The sequence below is a fragment of the Petrotoga halophila DSM 16923 genome, from assembly GCF_002924615.1.
Genome location: NZ_JALY01000046.1, coordinates 1 through 5,980, shown reverse-complemented (window position 1 = coordinate 5,980; position 5,980 = coordinate 1). Strand labels below are relative to the sequence as shown.

Here is a 5,980-nt window from a genome sequence, read left to right as displayed (position 1 = left end):
ACCATAATTCTTTCTTAAGAGCTTGTTTCTCTTTTTATCTCCGTGATTATCATCCCCAGCAATGGGAAAACCTAAATCAGCGAATTGAACTCTTATTTGATGTTTTCTGCCTGTGTATAATTCAATCTCTACCAAAGAATATATATCCCCAAATAAATCGAATTTTTTCTTAAGCTGATATTTTAACTGGGCTGTTTTGCCATAAACTGTAGAAACTAATTCGCCACTTTTTTTATTTAAATTTCCTACTAATAAGGTTAAGTAATATTTTTTTGTTTCCCTACTTTTGATTAACTGTGTTAACTCACGAGCTGTTTGTTTATTTTTCGCCACAACCATTACCCCAGACGTTAATTTGTCTAAACGATGTACCAAGTGAGGCTCAAATTCACCTCGTGAGTAGTGCATCACTCCCTCGATTATCGTTGCCATTTCTTCTTTAGAACCAGGGTGTACAGATACTTTGGCGGGTTTGTTTATCACTAGAAGGTTTTTATCTTCATAGATAATATCAAAAGAGACTGGTCTTGCTTTTAAAGAAGGTTGAGCAGGTCTGGATATTTCTTCTAATTTATTTTCAGCCAGAATAATTTTAACGTTATCTCCTATTTCTAAAATATAATTGTTCTTCTTAACCCTCTTTTCATTGACTTTAACAAAACCTTTTCTTATCAAACTGTAAATAGCTCCCAACTTTATTTCGGGATAATTTTTTCTTATAAACGTGTCTAACCTAGAATAATAATTTTTTTCGTTGACTGTTGTTTCTTTTTCCAACCTTAAACGAGCCTCCCTTAGATTAACCTCCTTGCTGAAAAAAAGAGAAAATTTTTAGCAAAATTCATTTGCTTTCTTAATTATATCATCTTTTTGTTTTTTCTAGTCTTTTTGTATTACTTAAAAAATTTTAATATAACTTGACTTTGTTGAACTGACTCGGCATAATTAAAAATGGTGTCACAATGAATCAAATTCTAAAAAGCGGTGAAAAATTCTGTTGTTTTTTAGAAAATTAATAAAAAAAGCTTCAAATACTGAATAGGAGGAAAAAAATGGAGATAAAAGCAAACCCAGAACCTTTTAAAATTAAGATGGTGGAACCTATCAAAAAAATTTCAAGAAAAGAAAGGGAAGAAGCTTTAAAGAGGGGTGGTTATAATTTATTTGCCTTGAAATCAGAAGAAGTCTACATTGATTTGTTGACCGACAGCGGTACTGGCGCAATGAGCGATAATCAATGGTCAGGATTGATGTTGGGAGATGAATCTTACGCAGGAAGTAAAAGTTTCTACCATTTATGGGAAACAAGTAGAGAAATCTTTGGACATAACTATTTTGTTCCAACTCATCAAGGGAGGGGTGCAGAACAGGTTTTATTCCCTCTTTTAATCAAAGAACCTGGTCAATACGTTTTGAGTAACATGCATTTTGATACAACTAAGGCACACGTCGAATTAGCTAAAGGTAAACCTGTTGACTTAGTTATAGAAGAGGCTCTTGATACAGATACCTATCATCCCTTTAAAGGAAATTTTGACTTGGAAAAATTGGAATCCTTTATATTAGATAAAGGAAGTAATAATATTGCTTTTATCATAATAACTATAACTTGTAATAGTTCGGGTGGACAACCTGTTTCTATGCAAAATATAAGGCAAGTTAGTGAAATAGCCAATAAATATGGGATTCGTGTATTTCTAGATGCAGCTCGTTACGCTGAAAATGCTTATTTTATAAAGCAAAGAGAAAAAGAATATTTTGAAAAATCCATAGAAGAAATAGTGAAAGAGATGTTCAGTTATGCCGATGGGTTCACCATGAGTGCAAAAAAAGACGCCATAGTAAATATAGGTGGATTAATTGGGATTAAAGAAGATGAAGCCCTGTTTAATCAAGTAAAAGCAGCTCTTGTCCCTTTAGAAGGATTTCCTACATATGGTGGTTTAGCCGGTCGAGATATGGAAGTGATGGCAAGAGGTTTAAAAGAAGGAATTCAATTTGATTATTTGGATTATAGAATAAAACAAGTAAAATACTTGGGAGATAGGTTAAAAGAGGGTGGAGTACCAATTCAATATCCAACTGGAGGACATGCTGTTTTTGTGGATGCTAAAAAAATGCTTCCTCATATACCTTATTACCAGTTTCCAGCTCAAGCATTGGCAAACGCACTTTATTTAGAGTCTGGAGTTCGTGGTGTAGAAGTTGGATCATTAATGATGGGGCGTGATCCTCAGACCGGTGAACAACTTGAATCTCCTTTTGAATTTTTAAGATTGGCTATCCCAAGAAGAGTCTACACTTACACTCACCTTGATTATGTTGCTGAAGGATTATTAGCTGTAAAAAATATATCTAACTCACTCAAAGGATTAGAATTCACATATGAACCAGAAATCCTTAGACATTTCACTGGCAGGTTAAAACCAGTAGAATAAAGTGGCATGATTGAAGAGATTCTAAAGAGAGCAATTTTACAACATCAGGAGGTTGATAAAAAATGAGTAAAAAAATAGCGATCAAGACAAAAAATGCTCCTTCTGCAATTGGCCCCTATTCTCAGGCTATTAAAATCGGAAATCTGCTTATAACAAGTGGTCAAATTCCTTTTACGGCTGAAGGCGAACTAGTAAGTGGTGATATTAAAGATCAAACCAGGCAGTCTTTAACAAACATTAAAAAAGTCCTGGAAGAAGCGGGTTTAAGTATGGATAAAATAGTTAAATGCACCCTTTTTATCCAGGACATGAATGAAATGGCAGCAATAAACGAAGTTTATCAGGAATTCTTTACTGAACCTTATCCCGCCCGTAGTGCTGTGGAAGTCGCTCGACTGCCCAAAGATGTCAAAATTGAGATTGAGGCAATTGCCTCCGCTGAATAGCAAATATCGCAGCAACCAAAAGTATCTTTAAAAAGCTCCCCTATCCAGTAGGCAAATTCCTTACTTTGATGGTTAAAAGATGAGTTTTTAGTGAACTGAACATAAGAAAGGGGATCTGAGGGGGGATAAAAACACCTATTTTCCACTTCCTGCAGTTAACCCTCTAACCAAATTGTTTTGAACGAGTAGTCCGAAGATTATCATGGGTATAACAGTGATCAACGCAGCAGCGCTCATTACCCCCCAATCAACATTCTTTTCACTTACAAACATATTCACAAGTACTGGCAGTGTTCGGGTCTCCTGACCAGTTAAAATTAAGGCGAATAAAAATTCATTCCATGATACGAGTGCACATAATATCGAAGTTGCCGAAATTCCTGGTAATACTAAAGGAAGAACTATTTTTCTCAACGATTCAAATCTTGTACACCCATCTATCATAGCAGCTTCCTCTAGTGATTCAGGAATTTCAGAAAAAAAGCCTTGCATCATCCACACCGCAAAAGGTACGCTGAAAAAAGAACTAGCAATGATAATAGGGATGTATGTTCCTGATAGATTTAGAATGCGAGAAATTAAGAAAAAAGGTAACACCATAACAATCGGTGGAGTCATACGTGCTAACAGTATAATAAATGACAATAGACTTGCATGTTTCCATTTAAAACGAGCCAATCCATAAGCTGCTGGTATACCAAGAATTAGAGCTAAAATAGTGGAGGAGGCGGTAACTATAATACTATTGAAGAAGGCTCTTACGAATTCCGTGTTGCTAAAAAAAATCTTATAATTTCTTAAAGTGAAATTTTCTGGGATCCATTTTGGTGGAATTGTGAACTGATCAATAGGTGTTTTAAAGGATGAAAAAAGAATCCACATAAGGGGATAAAGCGTCCAAATTAACGCTATAACTACTATTGTCAATGACAATACTTTTATAATTTTACTTTTACTCATTATTATCCCACCCTAATATTTTCATATAGATTAAAGTAAAAACAATCGCTAAGAAAAATGAGATCAGATTAATCGCTGACGAATATCCCATTTGGTATGATTGAAATGCAGTTCTATAACCATAAAAAGAAAGTGTTTCTGTAGCAGAACCTGGTCCACCACCCGTCATGATAAAAATGGTGTCAAATACTCTTAAAGACGTTAACGTCCTAATTACAATAGCAACCATGATTGAGGGTCGTAGTAAAGGTAGAGTTATATAAAAAAATCTTTGAATAGCTGAAGCTCCATCCACATATGCGGCTTCATATGGTTCTTGTGGCAAAGCTTTTAAACCAGCCAATAAAACTAAAGTAACAAAAGGGGTATATTCCCAAACATCCGCTAATATGACCATGAACATGGCAGAGTTTGGATTTGCTAACAATGGATTTTCTGCTATTGAACCAAATCCTATGTTCATTAAAAGTTGTGGTAAAGGACCGTAATCAGGATTTAAAATAAATTTCCACACGAATCCGACTACAACTGGAGCAATCATGAAAGGAATTAAAATTATCGATTGAACAACTTTCCAACCTTTAAATTCTGTATTTAGCGAAAGAGCTATTATAAAACCAAATATTAGTTCCAAAAGAACTGAAACTATAACAAAGTAGAAAGTTCTTCCCATTGTTTCCCAGGTAAAAGAGTCTCTAAAAGCTCTTGTATAATTTTGTAATCCTACAAAACTTATTCCTAAATCAGGTCTTAACAGATTCCAATTAAAGAAAGAAATGACTACAGTATATACAATAGGAATCAAAAAAATTGATATTATGAAAATAAGTGTGGGTAAAACATATCCAACATTATTTAATTTGTTCTTAGGCTGCAATCAACAAAACCTCCTTTAGAGTAAAGCCCCGTTAAAACGGGGCTTTATTGGATTCAATAATAATAACCATGATCTTTCAATAGTTGGAAAACACCATCTGCAGCTTCATTCAAAGCTTCTTCGGCCGTTTTTGACCCGCTTAGATATTCAGATACCGCAGGAGCTATATAATTATTTACTATGGAATTTCCTTCCGGAATGAGCGGGACCATAGGAGTTGGGATAGAGTTTTCCATTGCTTTTGAAAAGCCCTCCAACCATGGAAATTTTTCTCTCAACTCTGGATCGTTTATAGACGAAAAACGCGCTGGGATGTTACCGTAAGGAGCAGCATTTACTTCATTTTGCGTTTCAGTCACAAACTTTATCCATTCTAAGGCTTCTTCTTTATTCTTACTTGCAGAGGAGATAGTAAAACCCCATGAAATATACAACATTGGTAATTTTTCATCTTTCAATTCTTCTGGTCTTGGGAATCCAACAAAGGATGATTTACCAACAACTTTTGAAGTTTTTGGATCTTCTGTGTAAAGCATAGCTGTTGTCCATAGTTCAGCCATAGCACTTCTTCCTTGTGTGAATTCTGTCAAAGCATCCTGGAATACATAGGTTTTTGCAGCAGGATTTGCGTATTTAAACATTTCACCCACTTCTTCCAAAGCTTCAATACCTTCTTTGGAATTAAAAACAGGTTTCATTTCATCATTTAAAAGACTTCCACCTCTTGCCCATAATCTTTGCATGAAATGAGTGGCAAGGAATATACTTCTTTGACCCATGAGAGTTACACCGTATAATTCTGGAGGTCTATAGAAAAATTCTGCTATATCTTTATATTGTTCCAACGTTTGTGGTGGAGTTAGTTCATACCCGTATTTTTCTTTAAAAGCCGCTTTCTCCTTAGGATCGTTGAACAAATCAGTCCTGTAAACTACACCTCCCAACTCATTCATATACGGAATGAAATACAGATTTCCATTTTGCCAGGCGTTTTCTATACCGGAAATATCTTCTAAATTTAACTCTTCGTATCCTTCTATCTTGTTTATGGGGTATATATATCCAGCAGTTGCTAAAGCAGGATACCAAAGCATTGAAACATAAGGTACATCAAAATCGACTCTTCCAGAGGTAAAGGTTAACATCAGCTGATCAAAATAATTTGCATAAGGGAATTGCTGAATAGTTGCCTTTATCCCTGTTTCTTTTTGAAAATCATCCATAACTGTTTTCCACGCTTCAGTGTGTATACCTACTTC

6 protein-coding genes are annotated in these 5,980 nt (G+C 35.0%); 2 read left to right on the top strand and 4 right to left on the bottom strand.

Features of this window, described 5'->3' with window-relative positions; all coding sequences use genetic code 11:
* Positions 1-777: RluA family pseudouridine synthase (locus AA81_RS02150; protein WP_103898048.1), on the bottom strand; the 777-nt coding region annotated here is incomplete at its 3' end.
* Between the two features lie 275 nt (positions 778-1,052).
* Here AA81_RS02150 and AA81_RS02145 point away from each other — a divergent pair.
* Both AA81_RS02145 and AA81_RS02140 read left to right on the top strand, forming a co-directional pair.
* Positions 1,053-2,438, top strand: coding sequence for a tryptophanase (locus AA81_RS02145; RefSeq protein WP_103898047.1), 1,386 nt, complete (start codon positions 1,053-1,055; stop codon positions 2,436-2,438).
* A 62-nt stretch (positions 2,439-2,500) separates the two neighbouring features.
* Complete coding sequence (locus tag AA81_RS02140) at positions 2,501-2,884, top strand: RidA family protein (RefSeq protein WP_103898046.1); 384 nt, start codon at positions 2,501-2,503, stop codon at positions 2,882-2,884.
* Between the two features lie 135 nt (positions 2,885-3,019).
* Here AA81_RS02140 and AA81_RS02135 read toward each other — a convergent pair whose 3' ends face one another.
* The 3 genes from AA81_RS02135 to AA81_RS02125 form a co-directional block, all read right to left on the bottom strand.
* Positions 3,020-3,844, bottom strand: a complete 825-nt coding sequence (locus tag AA81_RS02135) for a carbohydrate ABC transporter permease (protein WP_012208156.1) — start codon at positions 3,842-3,844, stop codon at positions 3,020-3,022.
* Positions 3,837-4,721, bottom strand: coding sequence for a carbohydrate ABC transporter permease (locus AA81_RS02130; RefSeq protein ID WP_103065959.1), 885 nt, complete (start codon positions 4,719-4,721; stop codon positions 3,837-3,839). The genes AA81_RS02135 and AA81_RS02130 overlap by 8 nt, the downstream gene beginning before the upstream one ends.
* Positions 4,722-4,774: 53 nt before the next feature.
* The coding region (locus tag AA81_RS02125; RefSeq protein WP_103898045.1) for an ABC transporter substrate-binding protein at positions 4,775-5,980 on the bottom strand (1,206 nt) is incomplete at its 5' end.